This window comes from Algibacter sp. (assembly GCF_029245835.1).
GTDB lineage: Bacteria > Bacteroidota > Bacteroidia > Flavobacteriales > Flavobacteriaceae > Algibacter_B.
On record NZ_JAQWOO010000071.1, the window covers coordinates 1 to 20,030 of the forward strand.

Sequence of the window (20,030 nt, forward strand, 5' to 3'; positions counted from 1 at the left end):
CAAAATAAATCTGTAATTTTAGAGTAACAAAACATAGATAGGTTTTTAGATTAATAAATTGAATTTCAGTACTTTAATTTACTAAAAATCTATCTTTTTTACTATTAAAACTTATCTAAATATTAATCGAACTCAGGTTAAAAAGTAAATGAAGTGTTGTGTTTTTAGAAGCCTTTTAATGACCAAATAGATTTAAAAAAAAGACCTGTTAGGTTTTTTAAATCTGACAGGTCTGAATATATATTATTTAAGTTCGCGAGTTTTAACTAACAACTTCCTTAATACGCTTAATAGCTTCAATAATTTGTTCTTGAGAAGCAGCATAAGAAATTCTAATACAATCAGGATTTCCAAAAGCTTCACCAGTTACAGTGGCAACAAGCGCTTCTTCTAATAAATACAAGGAAAAATCAGTAGCATTATTTATGGTTTTACCACGTAATGTTTTTCCAAAGTAATGCGAAACATCTGGAAATATATAAAATGCACCATCAGGGGTATTAGATTTAAAACCTTCAATATCACTAACTAATTTAAGTATTAAATCACGACGCTCTTTAAATTCGTCAATCATGTATTGAACTCGAGAAGGTGATTCATTTAAAGCTGTTATTACAGCACGTTGAGCAATACAATTAGCACCACTAGTCATTTGCCCTTGCATTTTGTTACAAGCTCTAGCAATTTTTTCTGGAGCACCAATATATCCAATACGCCATCCCGTCATTGCAAATGCTTTTGAAACGCCGTTAACTGTAATACTGTTGTTGTACATGTCGTCAAATTCAGCGATACTTGAATGACCTTCGCCATAATTTATATGCTCGTAGATTTCATCTGAAACCACATAGATATTTGGGTGCTTCACCAATACATCAGCCAATCCTCTTAATTCAGATTTACTGTAAACAGAACCACTTGGGTTACATGGCGAGCTAAACCAAATCATTTTTGTGTTTGGTGTTATAGCTGCTTCAAGTTGACTAGGAGTCATTTTAAAATCTGTATCAATAGATGTTTTAACCTCTACAGGAACACCATCATATAATTTTACAATATCAGAATAGCTTACCCAGTAAGGGCATGGTAAAATAACTTCGTCACCTTTATTAAGCATAACACCAGCAATATTAGCTAAAGATTGTTTTGCACCAGTAGACACAACAATTTGTGACGGATTATAGGTTAAATTATTATCGCGTTTAAATTTGGTAATTATAGCATCTTTTAATTCACCATAACCATCAACAGGGGTATACGAGTTATAATTGTCATTAACGGCCTGAATAGCGGCATCTTTAATGAAATCAGGTGTGTTAAAATCAGGTTCTCCTAAACTTAAGCCAATAATGTCTTTTCCTTCGCTTCTAAGTTCTCTTGCTTTTGCTGCCATTGCTAAAGTAGCAGACGTAGACATGTTTAAAATTCTATCAGATAGTAATTGCATTTTAGTTTTTTTATTTTATCGGTAAGTGTGAATTTTTAGGCTAAACTAGGTTTTTGTCCTAGCGCTTTTAATTGATTGTAGTGTTCGGCAACAGCTTGCCAAAAAGTTTGGTATTCGTTGTATGGTAAGCTAAATTCTTGTGCCGTTTCTTTAACTATTTTAGCTATTTTGCTATAATGGACATGACTAATATTAGCAAATAAATGATGTTCTACTTGCCTGTTTAATCCGCCAGTATAAAACTCTGCTAGCCAGCTTTTTGGTGAAAAATTTGATGTTGTAAATAATTGGTGAATAGCCCAAGTATTTTTCATGTTTCCTGCTTCGTCTGGTAACGGCATTTCTGTATTAGGCATAACGTGTGCTAATTGAAACACAACACTTAAGATAATTCCAGCGGTGTAATGCATAATAATAAACCCTATTAAAACTTCCCACCAAGAAAAACCTAAAGATATTGGTAAAATAACCCATAAAGAATAATATACAATTTTACCAATAATAAGTTTGGTCCATTGTGTAGCAGGGTGTGGTAATTTGCCATAAGCTAATTTTCTTTTAAGATATTTGTACGTTTGTATAAAATCAGTAGTAATGGCCCAATTTGCTGTTAATAAACCGTACAAAAAGAAAGCATAGTATTTTTGGTATTGATGGAACTTAAACCATTTAGAGTGTTTAGAAAATCTAATGATTCTACCAGCATCAATATCTTCATCGTGTCCTTGAATGTTTGTGTAAGTGTGGTGTAATACATTGTGCTGTACTTTCCAATTATAATCGTTTCCAGCTAAGATATATATACTACTCCCCATTAATTTATTAACCCATTTTTTACTAGAAAAAGAGCCGTGGTTTGCATCATGCATAACATTCATGCCAACACCCGCCATACCAATTCCAACTATTACCATACCTAATATTTGTGTCCAAGCTGGTAAATCTATAGCTAAAATTAAAACAACAGGAACTATCAGTAAAGAGAACATTACAATAGCTTTAATATATAACTTCCAGTTTCCTGTACGTTTTAGATTGTTTTCTTTAAAATAGTCGTTAACACGTTTATTTAATGTTTTAAAAAACTTGGCAGAGTCTTTTCTCGAAAACGAAAGTGCTTGTTTAGTCATGCTTAATTATTTTAATATGATAAATAATAAAAATTGTTTGTCATATCTCTGGCAAAGATAAGTATAAACCAATTGAAGTAATAACGTTTTTTTGTAAAAATATGTATGTAAAAAGCATATTTTTGTTCAAAATTTAACACAAATGAAGCTAATTTTAAAGTACTTTCCTGACCTTACGGAAGACCAAATACAAAAATTTGAGAAGCTTGAATCCCTTTATCAAGATTGGAATTTGAAGATTAATGTCGTGTCTAGAAAAGATATTGATGAGTTGTATTTGCGCCATGTTTTGCATGCTTTAGGAATAGCAAAGGTTATAAGCTTTAAATCGGGTAGTAAGATTTTAGATGTTGGAACAGGAGGAGGGTTTCCAGGAATCCCTTTAGCAATTTTATTTCCAGAATGTTCATTTCATTTGGTTGATAGTATAGCTAAAAAAATAAAGGTAGTTGATGAGGTTGCTGCTGGTTTAGGTTTAACTAATGTTAAAACTACACATGGTAGAGTCGAAGATGTTAAGGGTCAGTATGATTTTATTGTTAGTAGAGCAGTGGCTGCAATGCCAACTTTTGTACATTGGGTAAAAGGCAAAATAACCAAAGAGCAAAAGCATGAACTTAAAAACGGTATTTTGTATTTAAAAGGCGGGGATCTATCAGAAGAACTTCAAGGTTATAAAACCATAACCATTTATAGTTTAAGTGATTATTTTCAAGAAGACTTTTATGAAACTAAAAAGTTGGTGCATCTTCCAATGAAATTTAAAGGGTAGTTATTCTAATTTTGCTAATGCAGTTATCGCATTATTAAAATAGAAATATTGATTATTAAACCAATACGTATTATTGTATTGTTGAATTGATGATACTTTGCTGTTAGGAATAATTATAGAATTGGCACGGTTAAAATTTGTTTTGGCATTAGCTGTATCTTCAATTTTAAGTTGCGCCATAGCAAGCCCTAAATAAGCATCAAAATCCATAGCATCAAATTTTATAGCTTCAGAAAAATCAGAAATAGCATCATTAAATTTACCTAAAAGTAAATTGGAAGAGCCTCTGTAAAAATAAGCAAAGGCATTATTTCTATTAAGTCTTAACGATCTTGTTAAATCTTCATTAGCTTCTTTATAGTAATTAATATCCATAAAAAAAACACCCCGATTGTAGTAATTATTGGCATTTGGTTCAATAAAAATAGCTGTAGAATAATCTTCTAGGGCGTTCGTGTATTTCTCAATGGCCTTATATGCAGAAGCTCTTAGTATATAAGTGTTTGGGTTATTTGGGACTTGTTTAATGACCTCTGTAAAATTTTTAATGGCACTCTCATATTCCTTCAAATCAAATTGTACACAAGCTAAACTATAAAGGGCATCAATAAAATTTTCGTCAAGCATAAGTGCTTTAGCATAGTCTTCTTTTGCACCAATAAAATCATTTAAACTATATCTTGAATTACCTCGGTTAAAGTAGGTGTCTGCATCAGGTTCATCAACAATAATTTTTGAGTAATCTACAATAGCTCCACGATAATCGCCCAAATCATTTTTAGTAATAGCTCTATAAAAATAAGCGTCTAGGTTTTTAGGCTCCTGATCAATAACTTGATTTAGAAGTTTTATTTTTTCATTTAGGTCTTCAGTCCTAAGTGCTTTTCTGTATACTTTTTTTACCTGCCCAAAACTTATTAGTGGCAATATGATGAGTAATAGAATAATTCTTTTTTTCATAGTTATAGTGCAACAAATAATATGCCGTTTTATAAAACCTTAAAGTTAGTGTAATTTTTTAATATCTATAATTTTTTAAAATAGTACTCTTATCATAAAAAAATATTCAAATGGGGTGCTTACTAGGGTTTGGAAATCATTTTATGAAAACGGGAATATAAATCAAACAGGTTACCATCAAAAATGGAAAATGCTTGGTGAAATAAAATCGTATTATGAGAATGGTGAAATTTTTAAAGTTGAAAGCTTGAGTTAAGGCTTAATGCATGGTGAATGCAAATATTATAGGGAAGCAGGGAAATGTGCAAAATCTGTTCATTTTGTTAATGGAAAAGAAATAGATTAAAATTAAAATGTCAAGGCTTAAATAAATTATACAGATTATTTTAGATTAAAATATGTAGATTAAAGCTGAACTATGTTAAGATAGTTCAGCTTTTTTTGATCTAACAAATTCCTTTAAATACTTATATTAAGCAAGTATGCATTATATCTTATTTCACCACTAACTTTGTTTTTAATAAAGATGTGTTTTTAGTTTTTACATCCAGGATATACATTCCAGAAGATAAACTTAAAGGAATAGTGGTTTGCTCTTGAAGCATTTCAAGCTTTTGAAAAACTAATTTTCCAGTCATATCTAAAATAGAAATTCGAGCTTGTGATTCAGACGATTTATTCAACAAAACAAGTGAGTTACTAATAGGATTTAAAATGAGTTTAATCCTTTGTTCCGCTAAGAACTCAGTACTACTTAAGTTTTCTTCTCTTATTTCAGATAAAAGAAAAGCCACGTTACCATTGTTAACATCAACATGTCCTTCATTTACATCAGGAATATATGTATTTGCAAAAGGGGTAGTGTTATCAGGTAATGTGTACCAATTGTTAGTTGAGGACATTGCTAAACCGCTAACAGTGGGGATAAAACAATAGGCTGTTTCATTTAAATTAGCAACAAATTCATTTAGTGTAGGGTCACTACTACCGTCGCTAAGTGAATTTAAATCTGTTGTTCCGCCTGGTGCGCTATCTACACCATCTGTAAAAGACGGAGATTCAGCACCTGCACTAAAAAGACCAGTAACATTGGTAACCGTATTAGATACTGATGCAGCTGGGGCAAAGTTAAGATTTATAGGAATTGATAAAGGTGGTATTGTAAATATATGGTTAATGATATTGGCTCCTGGAGTCCCAGAAGTAGCTCCTGAACCACTACCATTAATTATATCGACATTACGAATTGTTTGAGGAAGCCCCATGGTGTTTAATTCTCCTTGGAATGCGTCTCTAAAATTTGGTGCTCCTTTTGGGAGATTAGAGCCAGTTTGTGTTATACCATCACCTGTTAAATCGACATGAGCTAGATAATGATCAACCAACATTTGCTTTGCAGCAGCGCTATTTAAATCGTTTAATCCTGGCTGTAAAGCAGTTTGAGGTAGAAAAGAGTTATTTACAAAATAATTAAACAAATACTGTATGCTAATAGGGATATTGGCACCAAGATGTGGTGAATCAAAAGAAATGTATAATCTCGTTTCATGAGTGATGTTATTTTGTTCCATATACCGTAATGCATAACGAGCAATAAGGCCACCCATGCTTGCTCCTACAACAACATTCTCATCTGTTGTAGTGGTCATTCCATTTATTAATTCTAACAATGCAATTACCGAATAAGCATTTCGCTGTATAAAATCGGCTCCTCCATCAATTTGAGTTGTACCATCCGTAGAACTTGTGTAAGATGGGAAATTAACCAAAATCAAATCGTAACCGTCATCCCTAATTTCTGTAACAAGATTTTCTGTTGTAGGCGCATTGTTAAATGAATTGAATAGAGAAGTAATACCTCTCGAGTCTCCGGGGTCAAAACCGTCCAAAATAAAAATGGGTTTGTCTAAAACGCCATTAATATTATCATAATAGATTTTATATTCTGCTGTGCCAGCATGAGCCATGGCCTCACCAAAGCCTTGGTAAGTAAGTGTCGAATTTATTGTAAGTACAGAACTTTCAAAACCAGCTTGCGCATAAGCGATAATTGGAAAAAATAGCAATCCTAAAATGTAATTTTTTATCATATTTTTTTTATTTAAAAAATTAATATATGAAAAAAAGTCCTTCAAATAAAATTAATTCGAAGGACCGCTTTTTTTTTAGTTGTTTTACACTTAGTCGCTTTATAAATAGTTTAGGAGGCTTACTTCTCCAAAAACGGATACCTATAATCTTTAGGTGTTACAAATGTTTCTTTTATCATTCTAGGCGACACCCAACGTAATAAGTTTTGAGCACTACCTGCCTTATCATTAGTTCCTGATGCTCTAGCACCACCAAATGGTTGTTGTCCTACAACAGCGCCAGTTGGTTTGTCATTAATATAAAAGTTTCCAGCAGCGTTTTGTAAGGCTTCAGTGGCTTGTGTTATGGCGTATCTATCCTTAGAAATAATAGCACCTGTTAAAGCATATTCGCTCGTTTCATCAACAAGTTTTAAAGTTTCCGCATAAGCCTCATCTTCATATACATAAATAGTAATTACTGGCCCAAAAAGCTCTGTACACATGGTGGTGTATTTTGGATCTTTAGCAACTATAACCGTAGGCTCTATGAAATAACCTTTACTCTTATCATAATTCCCGCCAACTATTATATCTGCATCAGCATCAGCTTTAGCACCATCAATATACTTTGCAAGTTTATCAAAAGAGCCTTCATGTATTACAGCAGTAATGAAATTACTCATATCTTCTGGAGATCCCATTTTAAAGGATTTCACATCTTCAATAACATATTTTTTAACATCTGCCCAAAGACTTTTTGGAATATAAGTTCTTGAAGCGGCACTACATTTTTGTCCTTGGAATTCAAAAGCACCACGAACAATAGCTGTAGCAACTTGTTTAGCATCAGCTGATTTGTGAGCTACAATAAAATCTTTTCCACCTGTTTCGCCAACAATTCTTGGGTAGGTTTTATAATTATGGATGTTGTTTCCTATTTGTTTCCAAAGTTCTTTGAATATAAATGTAGAACCCGTAAAGTGTAATCCTGAAAAATTTGGACTTGCCATCACCGTATTCGTAATCATCACAGGGTCTCCAAAAACAACGTTTATTACGCCCGGAGGCACACCAGCTTCTTCAAACACATCCATAATCACTTTAGCAGAATACACTTGGCTATCACTAGGTTTCCAAACCACAACATTCCCCATTAACGCCATACATGCAGGTAAATTTCCAGCAATAGCAGTAAAGTTAAATGGTGTTACTGCATAGGTAAAGCCTTCTAACGGTCGGTACTCAATACGGTTCCAAGCATCACTCGTGCTTTCTGGCTGTTCCATGTAAATGTCTGTCATAAATTGAACATTAAAACGCAAGAAATCTATAAACTCACAAGCCGCATCAATTTCTGCTTGATGAATGGTTTTAGATTGCGCAATCATGGTAGCAGCATTAATCTTTGCTCTATATGGGCCAGCAATTAATTCGGCAGCTTTTAAGAAGATACCCGCACGTTGTTCCCATGGTATTTGAGACCAAGTTTTTCTTGCTTCTAAAGCTGTAAAAATAGCATCGTTAATATGCTTTTGCTCAGCTACATGATAGGTTCCAACTATGTGTTGGTGGTCATGTGGTGGGGACATGGTTCTGGTATTCCCAGTTTTTACATCTTCACCATTTATATATAAAGGCACATCGATTTTGTTGTTAAACATCTTCTTGTAAGTCTTAAGTACAGCATCCCGTTCTGGTGATCCTGTAGTGTAAGATTTTACGGGTTCATTAACTGCAATTGGTACATTAAAAAAGCCTTTTCCCATGATTTTCGATTTTTCGTTATTGAATTTTCAGTAAATGTCCCGCAAATTTACGAATTATTAAATTATTATTTGAGATAAGAGGTTCTTAAAAGTGCGTTAAATTTTATTTATTTTTTGTAAGTTGCCTAAGTGTTTTAAGACTACAAGTTTTATGTGTACAGTTACAATAATTCCAATTGGTGAAAATGATTTTGTTTTAACCTCAAATCGAGACGAAGCTCCCGATAGAGTGTCTTTAGTTCCAGATTTTTATACTATTGCTGATACTAAATTATTGTTTCCAAAAGATAAAATGGGGGGGACTTGGATTGGCGTTAGTGAAAACAACCGAGTGGTTTGTGTGTTAAATGGTAGTTTTGTAAAACACAAAAGGCAATCAAGTTATAGAAAAAGTAGAGGAATAGTGGCTAATGATTTTATGGTTTCTAAAAACATTATTGAAACTGTTGAAGGTTATAATTTTAATGATATTGAACCGTTTACCATTGTGATTGCAGATTGGAATTCGAATTTAAAATTCTATGAACTCGTTTGGGATGGTAAATACAAACATTTTACAGCATTACCTTTTGATTCTCGAATTTGGTCCTCTTCCACATTGTACTCTGAAGGGATGCAAAGAGAGCGTCAGCAATGGTTTGAAAACTTTGAAGTTGTTTATGATTTGAATGCGGATTCTGTATTGGGTTTTCATAAAAACACAGATATTAAAAATATGGATTATGGTGTGATTATGGATCGTGGTTTTGTAAAAACAACTAGTGTTACACAAGTTGAAAAAAAAGGAAATATGGTTAGTATGCGTTATGAAAATCTTGAAAATAAAAAAGTGACTATTAAAACCTTCAGCCTTCCAGAAGTAGTCAATGGATAATACAGGTATTATTTTAACCTTGGCGTATCCAGATACTATTGTTATGGTTTCTGAAGAATGGTTTTCTCCTTTTTTAAAATTTGTTGGTGTTGGTAAGAAGGATTATTTACGAGCAGGTCATGCCGCTTTGGTTTTAATTGATAAACAAACTGGCGTTTTAGAATATCATGATTTTGGACGTTACATAACGCCTGAGCCAAACGGAAGAGTTCGCGGTAGCGATACCGATAACGAGTTGCATTTTCCAATAAAGGCTGACGTACAAAACGATAAAATAACAAATTTAGACACTATTTTAGAGTTTTTAGGGACACACCCAAAATTAACGCATGGTGATGGTAAATTGATAGCTTCGGTTTGTAATTCTGTTAATTATAATAAAGCACGCAAGCACATTACCAAAATGCAAAACAAACATTTTATTAGATATGCAGCCTTTATTAAAGATGCTTGTAACTGTGCGCGTTTTGTAACCGATACATTAATTGCTTCATTAACAGATTCTACAGTAAAAAAGAATCTTGAAAACTCAAAATGGTTTACACCAAGTACGGTTGGAAACGTTCTGATTGCTGATACTGAAAATCATCCTTTTGAGGTTTCTGAAACTGGTGTAATTTCAAAATTTGAAGGTTCTCAAAGAAGTGAAAATATACGTTGTTTTTTAGATAAATTAAAAGACCATGAAGTTAATTTAGTAGGAACTCAAAAGCCAAAACCTATTGATGGGTTGCATGAAAATGCACAATGGCTTTCTGGTATTGCAGCGGGTGCCTGGTTTGAGTTACATAAAGTAGGGCATGATGTGGAGTATCATTTTAAGCGTATTTCTCCATATGGAAATATTGATGTACACGAACGATATGTTGTTGATGACGATTCGTTTGATTATGATTTAGAATTTGAATTTGTGCACTACTCAAATTGCAAATTTTTTCATGTAAAACAGAGCGGTACTGTATTTAGGTTTCAAAGAGTTACACAATAATATTTGAGAAATTATTAAAATATAGTGTATTGTTGGCTCTAGTTTAAAGTGAAAAAATAGAAAGACCTATGAAACCTGTGTTTTATATGAGTTTTTGTAGTCCTTTATTTTTTTATTCAAAACCTTTGATTTGGCTCAAAGCTAATAAACATAAGTGATAAGGAAATATTAACCAACCATTTTGTCTATTACATCTAAAATTCATTCACAGGTTTTATAGACTTATCTAAAATATTCATTGAAGCCATATTTGTAATATTTACATTTGTTGTAACTTTTCTTGCTTTGAATTGTTGAAAATAATAATCCAACACGGCTTTAATTAATGTATTAGGTAATTACTAAATATTCGAGTCTTTGTGAAACTCTATTTTTAATTGTACAGTTTTTAAAGTCTTCTTCGGTGTAACCAAGATTATAAAATACGCTTCTGAAATCTCTAAAGTCGCGGCCAATTATGAGGCCTCCTTTTTTAATTTTAGGAATCCATTTGGATAGCATGTCTTGATGAATATCTAGCATTGCTTTACATTGTAGATCGTAATAGAGAAAATCAAATTCTGCGTCAGGAAAAGTGTCTGCAATTTCTTTGGCGTCGCCTTTTATCAAAGATGTTCTATTCTTAAATTTTTTAAGTTTACGCTTGCATTTTATTTCATTTTTATTGTTGTTCTTGTATGCTCCACCTTCAATAACTTCCCATAAATCAATACCTGTTAAATGTAATTGTTTGTTTGTCCTCAGCATGAAATACATGCTCCGTCCTGCTTTAGCTCCAAGTTCTACGCCTTTTTGTAAATTGTTTTCTTTTATGAAATAAGGCAAGTCAAAAATAAACCAGCCTTTAAATTTAATCCATGTAATTAAATTTCGCATTTATATATGTTGTTATTTTAAATAATTTGAAAACTTCTGAAAAGCTTTCGTTTAAGGATATTATGTTTTTTGTAGTTATTTTAGATTTGGATAACTAACACAAATTGCTAATTTAATACTAAACTACAACTTATTTGTCTACATTTTTACTTGTTTAAAGCAAAGCTTGAAAAGGATCGTTTTATAAAAGTAAAAACTAATTTTTTGTTTAGGACAAAGAGTTGTTTGCTTTGGAGCGTATTTATTATTTATGTTCTTTAAAGCTTTATGTTTTAAATACGAAAATATATGAGAGTTACCCTATTTTAATTTATGGCAAAAGGAGCACTTAGCTTAAAAGTTGGGATGGTGACTTTAAATTTTTTGGTAGTGGTAAAGTTAACCATACTGTAATGCCCTTGCATAGCGCCAAAAGGCGAGGTAAGTAAACAACCTGAAGTGTAGGTGTGAGATTCGCCAGGGTTAAGGACGGGTTTTTTGCCAATAACACCTTCTCCAGAAACGGTTTCAATGTTATTTAAAGCATCTAGAATTTCCCAGTGGCGTGCGTTTAACTGTACAGAATCTTTGCTTTGGTTTTCTATAGTTATGGTATATCCAAAGGCGTATTGTATTTTATAATTTTTATAAAACGAGCCTTCGAAGGTAGTTTCTACCGAAATTTTTATGCCTTTTGTAACTTGTTGAACCATTGGTGTGCAAAATATTAGCGCAAGCTAAAATAATAAATATTAAGTGGTTAACGTAAATTTTAACGTCTTTGATGGAAAAATTAGATGAAATGCATTTTTAGCCTACAATATTTATTGAATGTCTATTCTAACCCTATTGAGAAGCATTTTTTTGATGTTTTATGCGGCTTAGTTTGAAATATTTATTGATGAAACTTCATTAAACCCGATAATTCTGTCGTAACGTGTTCCTAAATCTCTATAGTAAACAAGAACTTTATAGTTGTTTTCGGTTTGCCAAAAGTTACCGCTTATTGCGCCTTCATTTAAAGTTTTGTCTTTATTAACAACTACATATTTGTAATTATAAAATCCTTGCTTTAATCTGAAATTGGTTTCGTAAAGTCCGTTTTTAGGATTAAATGTCATTTTGTTAAGATTGTTTAGATCGTAATTATTATAGTTGCCATAGACATAAATATGCTCTCCGTTGGTTAACTCAGGGTACTTTAACGAAAAATGAACTTGTACGTAATCTGCCTCAACACTAACATCGTCTCTATCTATGGCTACAATTTTAAATTGGCCATTAATATCTGGGTTATAGGTATATGGTAAGTTTTTTCTTGAAATATCGGTAAACAAATACGAGTGGTAGATATCCTCTAAAGAGATGGATTGAACACGCATGGTAGCTGCTCTAACGTCTTTGGTTTCAAAAAACAAATACTCATTTCCTCCAGGGAAAGCGGTTTCTTTTACATATCTGTAAATGAGTTTATTTCCTATCGTGTATTGTGGTTTTAAATTTGAAATAGCAGTGTTAAGATTTCTATTTTGAATAATTAATGTTTTTACAGTTTGCAGCGGATTGTTAATTTCAGGCCTAGTTGTAATTTCTATATCCACAGTTTGAGTGGTTTCTATGTTGCTCACATCTCGTGATCTTTTTATGGTTATTCCTGGTGTCGCTATGTCTTCGTAAATCATAAATTTTCTAGAGAATACTAAGTCGCCATCAGTGTTGTAAATCAGGATTTTATAATTGCCAGAGACTTTTAATGCTTTGGTTTGCTGATTTGGGATGGATAACTTATAATGCGAATACATTTGAAAGGTGTTGAATGAATTTGTATAGTCTTGAATTCTAAAATTGTCTACACCTAAAAGGAATTCTGGTTTTACGAGAATAGATTCTTTCCAATCATAATCATAATGTTCAATTTTATAATAAAAATCGGGTTCGTCTGAAACTAATACATCAAATTCTAAATAAAACGTTTCTCCTAATTTAATAATTGGGAGCTCTCCTAAATCGCTGCTATTGCTTTTAAACGTTATAGATTTTATATAATCTGGTGGATTTACTTCTTCAACTTGACCAAAAATAAATCCAGTAACTGCAAAACAAAACCATAATAGTGAAAATTTAAAAGACATTTTACTTTTTTTTTGTAAATATAAACAAATTCTATGCCTAAGTCGAATCTTTTATTTAGAATGAGTATAAATAATAAGCTAACTATATTTTCACTACTATTTAATCTATTTATTCGTATTTTTGCACCGATTTTTAGACAACTAATTTCAATAAAAATAAATATGTCAAACGACATTCGTATTAAAAAAGGTCTGGACATTAAACTTATTGGTGAAGCTGAAAAAACCGTTGAACAAGCGACTATCAGTAACTACTGTACCATAAGACCAGAAGATTTTCACGGCGTAATACCAAAACTTGTTGCAAAAGAAGGAACCTCAGTTAAGGCTGGAAGCACTTTATTTTATGACAAATCTCAAGAAGCGATTAAATTTTTGTCACCAGTTTCAGGGAAAATAGTTGAGGTGGTTAGAGGCCCAAAAAGACGCATTGATGCCATTAAAATTGAAGCTGATAAAACTCAAACTTTTGAAGATTTTGGAAAGTTTGATGTTGCTGCTTCAAAACCAGAAGATGTAAAAGCACATTTATTAGCTTCGGGATGTTGGCCATTTGTTAAACAACGTCCTTATGATGTGATTGCAAATCCTGAAAAGCCGCCAAAAGCGATATTTATTTCAGGATATGCTAGTGCACCATTAGCCGCCGATTTAGATTTTACCTTACAGGGAAAAGAAGCAGAATTACAAGCAGCCGTTTTAGCTTTAGGAAAGTTAACTGAAGGCGAGGTACATGTTTCTGTTGGTAAAAAATCAAATTCGCCATTATCTGGAGTGACTGGAGTAAATCTACATAAAGTTTCTGGACCACATCCATCAGGAAACGTTGGGACTCAAATAAATAAAATTAATCCAGTAAACAAAGGTGAAGTAGTTTGGACAGTTAGTCCTCAAGACTTAGTTGTTATTGGGGAATTACTTTTAACTGGAAAGTTTAATGCAGAGCGTATAGTTGCTTTAGTTGGGTCTTCTGTTGAAAAACCAAGGTATTTTAAAACACTTGCTGGTAGTGAAATAGCTACTATTGTTTTTGATAAAGGTGTTACAAAAGGTGATAAAAATCGTATCATTTCCGGTAATGTATTATCAGGAAAACAAATAGAACCAGACGGAAGTTTAGATTACTACAGCAATGTGGTTTCTGTTATTCCAGAAGGTGATGATTATGAATTTTTTGGTTGGACTAAGCCAGTCTTTAATAAAATATCGACTTCTAGAGCTTTAACGTTTTCATGGTTAACCCCTAAAAAAGCATTCGATTTAAATACCAATACAAACGGTGAACATCGTGCTTTTGTAACTACAGGTACTTATGAAGAAGTCTTTCCATTAGATATTTTTCCAATGCAAATCTTAAAAGCTTGTATGTATCAAGATTTAGACGAGATGGAAGCTTTAGGAATGTACGAAGTTGCACCCGAAGATTTTGCATTAACAGAATTTGTATGCGTGTCTAAGCAACCACATCAAAAAATAATTAGAGCAGGTTTAGACTTAATGCTAAAAGAGATAGGATAATGGGTTTAAAAGAAAAATTACATAGTTTTAAGGAGAAGAATAAAAGTAAAAAATGGATACCAGCATTTAATGCACTCCATACTTTTTTATATCTACCTAATGAAACCACTCACGGTGGAACACATATAAAAGTAGCCGATGATTTAAAACGTACCATGAATACTGTAATAATGGCGTTGGTGCCTTGTTTAATATTTGGTATGTACAATGCAGGTTATCAGCATTATTTAGCATTAGGCGAAATTGAATCTGCTAATGGGTTTTTAGGAGCTTCATTTTGGACTCTAGATAATCTAATTGTAGGTTTATGGCAAGTATTGCCGCTAGTTGTTGTGTCTTATGGTGTTGGACTAGCAGTAGAATTTATATTTGCTATAATAAAAGGTCATGAAGTTGAAGAAGGGTACTTAGTTACAGGAATGTTAGTACCACTTATTGTACCTGTTGATATTCCTTTATGGATGTTAGCTGTTGCAGTAATTTTTGGTGTTGTAATTGGTAAGGAAGTTTTTGGTGGTACAGGAATGAATATTTTAAATCCAGCATTAACGATTAGAGCTTTTTTATTCTTTGCATACCCTACATGGATGTCTGGAGATAAAGTTTGGGTACATGGTGCGGTTGAACGTGCTGGTACACCAGATGCTATTTCAGGTGAAACGATATTAGGGTCTTACGCTCAAAATAATTCTGTTGTTTACGATTATTGGGATATGTTTTGGGGATTAATTCCTGGTTCAGTTGGAGAAACTTCAAAATTCTTAATTATTATTGGTGCGCTATTTTTAATTTTTACCAAAATTGGAAGTTGGAGAATTATAGTGTCCACTTTAATAGGAGCTTTGGTAATGGGAATCATATTCAATGGTGTTGTTGATGCAGGTTGGATAGGAGAATCAAGCAAGTTTTATGGTTTAATGAATGTTCCTTTTTGGCAGCATCTTATTATTGGTAGTATCTTATTTGGAGCAGTTTATATGGCAACAGACCCTGTAACAGCTTCTCAAACAAATAAAGGAAAATGGATTTACGGATTCTTAATTGGATTTTTATCAATTATGATTCGTGTATTCAATCCAGCTTACCCCGAGGGAGTTTTCCTAGCAATACTTCTTATGAATGTATTTGCTCCAACTATTGATCATTACGTTATACAAGGTAATGTAAAGAAAAGAATGAAACGTTTAAAAGCTAAAGTTGCATAACGATGGAAAATAAAACTGATAAAAATTCATATACCATACTATTTGCTATAGCAATGGTAGTCGTTGTAGGTTCATTATTAGCCTTTACGGCATCGTCATTAAAACCTAGAATTACAGAAAACAAACGTATGGAAAAGCAGCAGAATATCCTGTATGCTATGGGCGTAAATGAAAACGAAGGTTCAAGTAGGGAGTTTATTTCTACGGATAAAGTAGCTGGCGAATTTTCAAAATATATCAAAACACAATTAGTTGTTGATGCAAATGGCAATTCAACAGAAGATGATGAAGCTTACTTAATAGATGTTAAGAAAGAACAAGCAAAAGCAAAAAACGGAGGCACAAGACGTTTACCGTTATTTGTTGGAGAGAAAGATGGTAAGACATTTTACATAGCTCCAATTAGAGGAAAGGGACTTTGGGATGCTATTTGGGCTTATGTAGCTTTAGATAAGGATATGGTAGTGCAAGGGACATTTTTTGATCATGCAGGAGAAACACCTGGTTTAGGTGCAAACATCAACCAACGTTTCTTTATGGATGATTTTACTGGAGAACATTTATTGAGTGATACAGGAGTTTTTAAAGGTATTGCTGTTACAAAAGGTAACAATGATCCTAAAAACTTAGATAAAGTTGATCATGAAGTGGATGCTATTGCAGGTTCAACCATTACTGGAGACGGAGTCTCAGCAATGCTTAAAGCCGATTTAAAATTGTATTTACCTTACTTTAAAAACTTAAAATAATATGGGACTACTTTCAAAAAAAGATGCTAAGTTAATAACAGACCCGTTAACAGACAACAACCCAATTACAATTCAAGTTTTAGGTATTTGTTCCGCTTTAGCAATTACAGCAGAACTTAAAGCGTCGCTAGTAATGGGCGTTGCAGTATTGTTTGTACTAGGAATTGGTAATGTTGTAATCTCTTTAATGAGAAATATCATTCCTTCAAAAATTAGAATTATTGTACAACTCATTGTAGTTGCTGCTTTGGTAATTATAGTAGATCAAGTATTAAAAGCTTATCAATATGAATTAAGTAAAACATTAGCAGTATTTGTAGGTTTAATTATTACAAATTGTATCATTATGGGGCGTTTTGAAGCTTTCGCTTTAGCTAACGGTCCTTGGAAATCTTTTCTTGATGGTATTGGTAATGCTTTAGGATATGCCGTTATTCTTTTAATAGTTGGTTTTTTTAGAGAACTTTTAGGTTCGGGAACTTTATTTGGTATTCCTGTACTAGGAGATGCTATCGAGAAAACTGGTGTATACGCTATAGGTTACGAAAATAATGGATTTATGTTAATGCCTCCAATGGCATTAATAGTTGTAGGTTTAATTATTTGGGTACAACGTAGTAGAAATAAAGCACTAATCGAAGATTAATTAGTAAACAGTATTTAGTCTTCGGTAAGCAATTGCTTACTTAAGATAAAACTAAAAAAATATAAAACAATGGAGCACATCGAATTATTTTTCAAGTCAATTTTTATTGATAATATGGTGTTTTCGGTATTCTTAGGTATGTGTTCATACTTAGCCGTTTCAAAAAAAGTAGCAACAGCAGTTGGTCTTGGTGCAGCAGTAATATTTGTATTGGCAATTACAGTACCTTTAAACTGGTTGTTAGATCAGTATTTATTACAACCAGGAGCACTGTCTTGGTTAGGAGCCGAATATGCAGATTACGATTTAAGTTTTCTTTCTTTTATCATGTTTATTGCAACTATTGCAACCATGGTTCAATTAGTTGAAATAGTGGTTGAGAAATTTTCACCATCACTTTACAACTCACTTGGTATTTTCTTACCTCTTATTGCTGTAAACTGTGCTATTTTAGGAGGATCTTTATTTATGCAATCTCGTGAAATTGAAACTTTAGGTTTAGCTTTTAACTACGGAGTTTCTTCAGGAATAGGATGGTTTTTAGCCATTTTAGCTATTGCTGCTATTCGTGAAAAAATAAGATACAGTAATGTGCCGGCACCTTTAAGAGGTTTAGGTATTACGTTTATCATTACAGGATTAATGGGCATTGGTTTTTTAAGCTTTGGTGGTATGTTAACAGGTGGTGACGAAGAAGCTGAACCAACTACAGAAACAGCTATTGATGTTGAAGATTTAAAAACTGAAGAAGCTAAAGATTTAGCTAATAACACTAAAATAATTGAGTAGTATGATTTTAGCAGCAGGAACAACAGGAACAGTTATAGCAACAGTTGCAGCGTTTTTATTAATTACGCTGATACTTGTTAGCTTATTACTTTTTGTAAAACAAAAATTATCACCATCTGGTCCAGTAAAAATTACCATAAATGGTGAACGTGAAATAGAGGTAGCTTCAGGTGGTAGTTTATTATCTACTTTAGGTGCTCAAAAAATATTCTTGCCATCGGCATGTGGTGGTGGAGGAACATGTATTCAATGTGAATGTCATGTATTATCTGGTGGAGGTGAAGCTTTGCCAACTGAAACTCCACACTTTTCAAGAAAAGAATTACAACACGGAGCGCGTTTATCATGTCAAGTTAAAGTAAAGCAAGACATGGATATTACCATCCCAGAAGAAGTGTTTGGTATTAAAAAATGGGAAGCTACAGTTGTTCGTAATTATAACGTGGCATCATTTATTAAGGAGTTTGTTGTTGAAATACCAGAAGATATGGGTTACAAAGCTGGTGGATATATTCAAATTGAAATTCCACCATGTGAAGTTAAATATTCAGATATGGATATTACAGCGCATCCAGAAGAACATGATACCCCAGATAAATTTCAAACAGAATGGGATAAATTTGGTTTATGGCCTTTAGTGATGAAGAATCCAGAAACTATAGAGCGCGCTTATTCTATGGCCTCTTATCCTGCTGAAGGACGAGAGATTATGTTAAATGTTCGTGTGGCTTGTCCACCATGGGATCGCGCTAAAAACGGTTGGATGGATGTTAATCCTGGTATTGCATCGTCTTATATCTTTAATCAAAAACCAGGAGATAAAGTAACGATTTCAGGACCTTACGGTGAATTCTTTATAAATGAATCTGAATCTGAAATGTTGTATGTTGGTGGTGGTGCTGGTATGGCTCCAATGCGTTCACATTTATATCACTTATTTAGAACTTTAAAAACGGGTAGAAAAGTTACTTATTGGTATGGAGGACGTTCTAAACGTGAGTTATTCTACTTAGATCATTTTTATAAATTAGAAAAAGATTTCCCTAATTTTAAGTTCTACTTAGCATTATCTGAACCAATGGAAGAAGATAATTGGAAAGTAAAAGAAGATATTGATGCTCCTGGAGATGGATTTGTTGGTTTTATTCACAACTGTGTTATAGATAATTATTTAAGCAAGCACGAATCACCTGAAGATATAGAATTATATTTCTGTGGACCACCATTAATGAATCAAGCGGTTCAAAAAATGGGTGAAGATTTTGGGATTCCAGATGAGCACATCAGATTTGATGACTTTGGAGGATAGTCAATGTTCATTATTAATTAAGTCATCATGCTGAATTCTATTCAGTATATTACTATAAAAAAACAAAGCCCAACATGTAATAATGTTGGGCTTTGTTTTAAAACACTTTTTAGATTGTGTTAATAAGTTTCTAATTTATGTCGTGGTTTATTATCTTCAAATTCAAATAACCTTTTGTAATCCATAACGTTAGAAATACCATCCAATTCACATAAATATGATATAACTTCTGAAAGGCCATTAAATAAAATAGCTTTATCTGTTGGGTTTTTTGGTTTTTCATTTTTGTAATGCAGTGGTAATTGATAACCACAAGCGTTTAGAAAAAGATGTTCAATCTTCAATAATTCTAACGGCGTATAACCATTAAATTTTCGTCCTAAACCTTGATGTACTTTTCCAAGATAATTTAATTCCAAATCACCATGAGAATCTGATAAATGTTTCCAACTATCTTTTCGGTCTAAAATATTACCAACAGCGCATTGTTTACAGCATTCTGGGTTAAGTGTATTATTGTGAAAAGCGGTATAGAGCTTTTTTAAGGCTGATTCTAAACGAGGAGTTGTTTTCATAAGACAAAAATTTTATCTCAAATTACTAAAAAAATTTTTTTAAACTAAGAAATTAATCTTAAATTTTTATAATACGTTGCTTGTAATTCCATAAAAATGTATGTTCTAAAGCCAGTTTCTATTCATGAATTGACGAATTCTAACTTGTAAGATTCAAATAATTTCATTTTTTTCAAAAAATCATGCTCACATTTTTGAAGTTTTTTGATGTTATAGTATATATAAACATAAAAGCTATTAATT

Annotated in this window: 19 protein-coding genes; 10 read left to right on the plus strand and 9 right to left on the minus strand. The window is 32.6% G+C overall.

Annotated elements, in window-relative coordinates; genetic code table 11:
* Window positions 1-262: 262 nt before the first annotated feature.
* Complete coding sequence (locus P8K68_RS11640) at window positions 263-1,447, minus strand: pyridoxal phosphate-dependent aminotransferase (protein ID WP_300251088.1); 1,185 nt, start codon at window positions 1,445-1,447, stop codon at window positions 263-265.
* A gap of 35 nt (window positions 1,448-1,482) precedes the next feature.
* Complete coding sequence (locus P8K68_RS11645; protein WP_300251089.1) at window positions 1,483-2,577, minus strand: acyl-CoA desaturase; 1,095 nt, start codon at window positions 2,575-2,577, stop codon at window positions 1,483-1,485.
* Between the two features lie 142 nt (window positions 2,578-2,719).
* Here P8K68_RS11645 and rsmG point away from each other — a divergent pair, with 142 nt between their 5' ends.
* Window positions 2,720-3,349: a 16S rRNA (guanine(527)-N(7))-methyltransferase RsmG gene (gene rsmG, locus P8K68_RS11650; RefSeq protein WP_300251090.1), complete on the plus strand. Its 630-nt coding sequence runs from the start codon at window positions 2,720-2,722 to the stop codon at window positions 3,347-3,349.
* Here the strand turns inward: rsmG and P8K68_RS11655 are convergent, their stop codons facing one another.
* A complete protein-coding gene (locus tag P8K68_RS11655; protein WP_300251093.1) occupies window positions 3,350-4,309 on the minus strand; it encodes a tetratricopeptide repeat protein in 960 nt (319 codons plus the stop codon). It abuts the gene before it with no gap.
* A 115-nt stretch (window positions 4,310-4,424) separates the two neighbouring features.
* Here P8K68_RS11655 and P8K68_RS14940 point away from each other — a divergent pair, with 115 nt between their 5' ends.
* Entirely contained in the window at window positions 4,425-4,565 is a 141-nt protein-coding gene (locus tag P8K68_RS14940; protein ID WP_366143751.1) for a hypothetical protein, read from the plus strand.
* Between the two features lie 238 nt (window positions 4,566-4,803).
* Here P8K68_RS14940 and P8K68_RS11660 read toward each other — a convergent pair whose 3' ends face one another.
* Window positions 4,804-6,399, minus strand: coding sequence for a T9SS type A sorting domain-containing protein (locus P8K68_RS11660; RefSeq protein WP_300251096.1), 1,596 nt, complete (start codon window positions 6,397-6,399; stop codon window positions 4,804-4,806).
* A 119-nt stretch (window positions 6,400-6,518) separates the two neighbouring features.
* Entirely contained in the window at window positions 6,519-8,147 is a 1,629-nt protein-coding gene (gene pruA / locus P8K68_RS11665) for an L-glutamate gamma-semialdehyde dehydrogenase (protein ID WP_300251098.1), read from the minus strand.
* A 151-nt stretch (window positions 8,148-8,298) separates the two neighbouring features.
* On the opposite strand from pruA, the gene P8K68_RS11670 reads away from it, so the two are divergent.
* Together P8K68_RS11670 and P8K68_RS11675 are read left to right on the plus strand one after the other, a co-directional pair.
* A complete protein-coding gene (locus P8K68_RS11670) occupies window positions 8,299-9,021 on the plus strand; it encodes an NRDE family protein (RefSeq protein ID WP_300251101.1) in 723 nt (240 codons plus the stop codon).
* A complete protein-coding gene (locus tag P8K68_RS11675) occupies window positions 9,014-10,009 on the plus strand; it encodes a DUF6695 family protein (protein WP_300251103.1) in 996 nt (331 codons plus the stop codon). The genes P8K68_RS11670 and P8K68_RS11675 overlap by 8 nt, the downstream gene beginning before the upstream one ends.
* A 330-nt stretch (window positions 10,010-10,339) precedes the next feature.
* Here the strand turns inward: P8K68_RS11675 and P8K68_RS11680 are convergent, their stop codons facing one another.
* The 3 genes from P8K68_RS11680 to P8K68_RS11690 all read right to left on the minus strand — a co-directional run bounded on the left by P8K68_RS11680 (window position 10,340) and on the right by P8K68_RS11690 (window position 12,996).
* Entirely contained in the window at window positions 10,340-10,885 is a 546-nt protein-coding gene (locus P8K68_RS11680) for a class I SAM-dependent methyltransferase (protein ID WP_300251105.1), read from the minus strand.
* A gap of 305 nt (window positions 10,886-11,190) precedes the next feature.
* On the minus strand, window positions 11,191-11,577 hold the full coding sequence (gene apaG / locus P8K68_RS11685) for a Co2+/Mg2+ efflux protein ApaG (RefSeq protein ID WP_300251107.1): 387 nt from the start codon (window positions 11,575-11,577) through the stop codon (window positions 11,191-11,193).
* A 168-nt stretch (window positions 11,578-11,745) separates the two neighbouring features.
* On the minus strand, window positions 11,746-12,996 hold the full coding sequence (locus P8K68_RS11690) for a DUF5103 domain-containing protein (protein WP_300251110.1): 1,251 nt from the start codon (window positions 12,994-12,996) through the stop codon (window positions 11,746-11,748).
* A gap of 162 nt (window positions 12,997-13,158) precedes the next feature.
* Between P8K68_RS11690 and P8K68_RS11695 the strand changes: the two genes are divergently transcribed.
* The 6 genes from P8K68_RS11695 (at window position 13,159) to nqrF (ending at window position 19,212) form a co-directional block, all read left to right on the plus strand.
* Window positions 13,159-14,514 carry a Na(+)-translocating NADH-quinone reductase subunit A gene (locus P8K68_RS11695; protein ID WP_300251112.1) on the plus strand — a complete coding sequence of 452 codons (1,356 nt, stop codon included), beginning with the start codon at window positions 13,159-13,161 and terminating at the stop codon, window positions 14,512-14,514.
* Entirely contained in the window at window positions 14,514-15,719 is a 1,206-nt protein-coding gene (locus tag P8K68_RS11700; protein WP_300251114.1) for an NADH:ubiquinone reductase (Na(+)-transporting) subunit B, read from the plus strand. The genes P8K68_RS11695 and P8K68_RS11700 overlap by 1 nt, the downstream gene beginning before the upstream one ends.
* A 2-nt stretch (window positions 15,720-15,721) precedes the next feature.
* Window positions 15,722-16,468, plus strand: a complete 747-nt coding sequence (locus P8K68_RS11705; RefSeq protein ID WP_300251117.1) for a Na(+)-translocating NADH-quinone reductase subunit C — start codon at window positions 15,722-15,724, stop codon at window positions 16,466-16,468.
* 1 nt (window position 16,469) lies between these two features.
* Entirely contained in the window at window positions 16,470-17,114 is a 645-nt protein-coding gene (locus tag P8K68_RS11710) for an NADH:ubiquinone reductase (Na(+)-transporting) subunit D (RefSeq protein ID WP_300251119.1), read from the plus strand.
* A 69-nt stretch (window positions 17,115-17,183) separates the two neighbouring features.
* Window positions 17,184-17,903, plus strand: a complete 720-nt coding sequence (gene nqrE / locus P8K68_RS11715) for an NADH:ubiquinone reductase (Na(+)-transporting) subunit E (protein ID WP_300251122.1) — start codon at window positions 17,184-17,186, stop codon at window positions 17,901-17,903.
* Between the two features lies 1 nt (window position 17,904).
* Window positions 17,905-19,212: an NADH:ubiquinone reductase (Na(+)-transporting) subunit F gene (gene nqrF / locus P8K68_RS11720; RefSeq protein ID WP_300251124.1), complete on the plus strand. Its 1,308-nt coding sequence runs from the start codon at window positions 17,905-17,907 to the stop codon at window positions 19,210-19,212.
* A 119-nt stretch (window positions 19,213-19,331) separates the two neighbouring features.
* Here nqrF and P8K68_RS11725 read toward each other — a convergent pair whose 3' ends face one another.
* On the minus strand, window positions 19,332-19,787 hold the full coding sequence (locus tag P8K68_RS11725) for a Na(+)-translocating NADH-quinone reductase subunit F (protein WP_300251126.1): 456 nt from the start codon (window positions 19,785-19,787) through the stop codon (window positions 19,332-19,334).
* Between the last annotated feature and the right edge of the window lie 243 nt (window positions 19,788-20,030).

Bases quoted from the DNA above. Each gene is read 5' to 3' on its own strand.
- P8K68_RS11640 (WP_300251088.1), bottom strand. From the start codon at position 1,447: ATGCAATTACTATCTGATAGAATTTTAAACATGTCTACGTCTGCTACT.
- P8K68_RS11645 (WP_300251089.1), bottom strand. From the start codon at position 2,577: ATGACTAAACAAGCACTTTCGTTTTCGAGAAAAGACTCTGCCAAGTTT.
- rsmG (WP_300251090.1), top strand. From the start codon at position 2,720: ATGAAGCTAATTTTAAAGTACTTTCCTGACCTTACGGAAGACCAAATA.
- P8K68_RS11655 (WP_300251093.1), bottom strand. From the start codon at position 4,309: ATGAAAAAAAGAATTATTCTATTACTCATCATATTGCCACTAATAAGT.
- P8K68_RS11660 (WP_300251096.1), bottom strand. From the start codon at position 6,399: ATGATAAAAAATTACATTTTAGGATTGCTATTTTTTCCAATTATCGCT.
- pruA (WP_300251098.1), bottom strand. From the start codon at position 8,147: ATGGGAAAAGGCTTTTTTAATGTACCAATTGCAGTTAATGAACCCGTA.
- P8K68_RS11670 (WP_300251101.1), top strand. From the start codon at position 8,299: ATGTGTACAGTTACAATAATTCCAATTGGTGAAAATGATTTTGTTTTA.
- P8K68_RS11675 (WP_300251103.1), top strand. From the start codon at position 9,014: ATGGATAATACAGGTATTATTTTAACCTTGGCGTATCCAGATACTATT.
- P8K68_RS11680 (WP_300251105.1), bottom strand. From the start codon at position 10,885: ATGCGAAATTTAATTACATGGATTAAATTTAAAGGCTGGTTTATTTTT.
- apaG (WP_300251107.1), bottom strand. From the start codon at position 11,577: ATGGTTCAACAAGTTACAAAAGGCATAAAAATTTCGGTAGAAACTACC.
- P8K68_RS11690 (WP_300251110.1), bottom strand. From the start codon at position 12,996: ATGTCTTTTAAATTTTCACTATTATGGTTTTGTTTTGCAGTTACTGGA.
- P8K68_RS11695 (WP_300251112.1), top strand. From the start codon at position 13,159: ATGTCAAACGACATTCGTATTAAAAAAGGTCTGGACATTAAACTTATT.
- P8K68_RS11700 (WP_300251114.1), top strand. From the start codon at position 14,514: ATGGGTTTAAAAGAAAAATTACATAGTTTTAAGGAGAAGAATAAAAGT.
- P8K68_RS11705 (WP_300251117.1), top strand. From the start codon at position 15,722: ATGGAAAATAAAACTGATAAAAATTCATATACCATACTATTTGCTATA.
- P8K68_RS11710 (WP_300251119.1), top strand. From the start codon at position 16,470: ATGGGACTACTTTCAAAAAAAGATGCTAAGTTAATAACAGACCCGTTA.
- nqrE (WP_300251122.1), top strand. From the start codon at position 17,184: ATGGAGCACATCGAATTATTTTTCAAGTCAATTTTTATTGATAATATG.
- nqrF (WP_300251124.1), top strand. From the start codon at position 17,905: ATGATTTTAGCAGCAGGAACAACAGGAACAGTTATAGCAACAGTTGCA.
- P8K68_RS11725 (WP_300251126.1), bottom strand. From the start codon at position 19,787: ATGAAAACAACTCCTCGTTTAGAATCAGCCTTAAAAAAGCTCTATACC.